The organism is Rhizobacter sp. P2_H2, assembly GCF_056403375.1.
Genome location: NZ_JBFUFP010000985.1, coordinates 1 through 2,035, shown reverse-complemented (window position 1 = coordinate 2,035; position 2,035 = coordinate 1). Strand labels below are relative to the sequence as shown.

3 protein-coding genes and 1 pseudogene are annotated in these 2,035 nt (G+C 64.5%); 2 read left to right on the top strand and 2 right to left on the bottom strand.

The annotated features are described in order from the left end of the window. A pseudogene (locus AC1D15_RS29100) lies at window positions 1-415 on the top strand (3-carboxy-cis,cis-muconate cycloisomerase); the annotation flags it as partial. Between the two features lie 111 nt (window positions 416-526). On the opposite strand, the gene AC1D15_RS29095 reads toward AC1D15_RS29100, so the two are convergent. Next, window positions 527-823 carry a hypothetical protein gene (locus AC1D15_RS29095; protein WP_477828757.1) on the bottom strand — a complete coding sequence of 99 codons (297 nt, stop codon included), beginning with the start codon at window positions 821-823 and terminating at the stop codon, window positions 527-529. 12 nt (window positions 824-835) lie between these two features. Then, on the bottom strand, window positions 836-1,804 hold the full coding sequence (xopAJ, locus tag AC1D15_RS29090; RefSeq protein WP_477828756.1) for a XopAJ/AvrRxo1 family type III secretion system effector zeta toxin: 969 nt from the start codon (window positions 1,802-1,804) through the stop codon (window positions 836-838). On the opposite strand from xopAJ, the gene AC1D15_RS29085 reads away from it, so the two are divergent. Next, window positions 1,797-2,035: hypothetical protein (locus AC1D15_RS29085; protein WP_477828755.1), on the top strand; the 239-nt coding region annotated here is incomplete at its 3' end. The two genes, xopAJ and AC1D15_RS29085, sit on opposite strands and share 8 nt — an antisense overlap.

Genomic DNA, 2,035 nt, shown 5'->3' with positions numbered 1-2,035 from the left:
GGTTGCCGATCATGAGCGCTCGACCGGCCCGTGGGAGATCGAGTGGATCGTGCTGCCCGAGTCGTTCTGCCTGATGGCGGGGGCGCTCAAGCAGGCGCGTTTCGTGCTCGAAGGGCTGGAAGTCGACGCCAACGCGATGCGCCGAAACATCGACATGACCCACGGCCTGGTCATGAGCGAGGCGGTCATGATGGGTCTCGGGCCGTACATCGGGCGCGAGTACGCGCACGACCTCGTCTACGACATCTGCCGCGAAGCGGTCAAGCAACAGCGACCCCTGCTCGACCTGCTGGCCGAGCATCCGGAGATCAACAAGCATCTGGATCGCAACGCGCTCGCCGCGCTGTGCGACCCCGCCAATTACCTCGGCCAATCCGGAGTGATGGTCGACCGCGTCCTCGCCGCGCTGCGCTGACCCTCGCCCCATCATCCGGCGAGCGTCGACACGGCAGACTTCGCAGGAGGTGAGGTGCCCGGGTGATCGAGCCGACCGACACCRCCAGCCCACCCGCCTACGTTCGAGGCATCACGACCACTTCTCGATCTCGCTCAGGCTGCTGGCGAAGGCATCCAGCCGCTGGGCCTGTGGATGCTCGACGTAGTACATGTACTCGTAGATGGACGTCCGCTCCGCCACGTCGACAAGGCGGCCGCGTTCAGTCGTGTCGCAAAGCCTTTCGAGCTTGTGCAGATCGAAGGGTTCCTTGCCGCTCAATTCGGCCTGTGCCTTGGCGGCCTGGAGGCGCGCCGCACGATCCTCCGCCGCTCGTTGCTTGAGCTGCTTGTGAAAAGCCAGGGCGGCTTCGCCTTTGAGTTGAGTCATCTCCAGATCCTGTCACTTCAGTGTGCTGTGGGCTTGCAGCGCTTCCGACCACGACATGCCACGGTATTCCTGCAGCGCATCGCGAGCGTTCTCCTTGAGGGATGCGGGCATCCCTTGCGTCAATTGCTCGATGGTCTCGTCGTCGATCCTTTGGTCGCCGATGTCACCTGGCGACGAGTTCGCGGGATTCATGATCTCCGCGTACTTCTCCGGATCATGGATCGTCAGCTCGCCCGTCGCGACGGTCGCAACAGGAATTTTGGCGCCGGTCGCGGACGTGCCGTAAAGATGATAGGTGCCGAGCTGTGGCTTGGCCAAGAATTTGTCGATGACGTCGAGACGATTGCTGCGGATGGCGGAGAAACCGGCGCTGACCGCGGCGTAGGGGGGGCGCGGGTCGTCGCCGCCTGGCGGTCTTTGCAGGACGCCGAGGAGCGAACTTTGCAGCGGGGCATCGATGTCGCAGAGCTCGATCTTGCGGCCTGTTTCCTCGGCCAGCTTGATGTAGCTGGCGACTTCGTGCGCTCCGCCGAGCCGCTTGTCGACAAGCATGCTCGCCGGCTTTCCGCTCTCTGTCCTGCAGTCGGCCAGTTCTCGCTCCAAGCGGTCGGCAAGAACGCAGGACTCTGCGTGAACCTCGGACGAGGTCAGTTCGGGCTGGCCGGGCACCTTGCCCAGCCTCACCTTGAAGAGATCGGGATTGATGCATCCCCCCTCACTCTGCTTGATCGCGTCGGCAAGGACAGGCACGGCGGAGTTGGCCATCCGGGTCTTTCCAGAGGCTGTGTTGCCGCGCAAGGCGAACAGGGTCGGCTCGCGACCGGATCGTTCGATGGCTTCCGCGAAGACCGACGCCTTCTTGACAGAGTCGTCGATCAGCTTGTCATGCAACTGCCGGCGTTCGGGGCGCCAGTTGTTGGGATCGTCGAGAAATTTCCACCGCGCGGGGCCAAACGGCGGGAGTGCGCCGACCGTGAACATCTCGTCGGAAGTCCTGGCCGAAGCGCCGGTCCCGGAGCCGGGCAGGGCCGCCAGCTTCGGAGACGAGGTCTGGCGCAGCGGAGATGCCGCGCGTACCGGCGACATGTTCCTGCGTCCTGCGCTCTCAGGGGCTGCCTTCAATGCAGACGAGCCTTCCCGCGGTTGCGACATTGCCCTCGTCGGCGACGCAGTGCCCGACTGCGGCGTGGAGGTGGGTGGGCGCGATGGGAT

Bases quoted from the DNA above. Each gene is read 5' to 3' on its own strand.
- AC1D15_RS29095 (WP_477828757.1), bottom strand. From the start codon at position 823: ATGACTCAACTCAAAGGCGAAGCCGCCCTGGCTTTTCACAAGCAGCTC.
- xopAJ (WP_477828756.1), bottom strand. From the start codon at position 1,804: ATGTTCACGGTCGGCGCACTCCCGCCGTTTGGCCCCGCGCGGTGGAAA.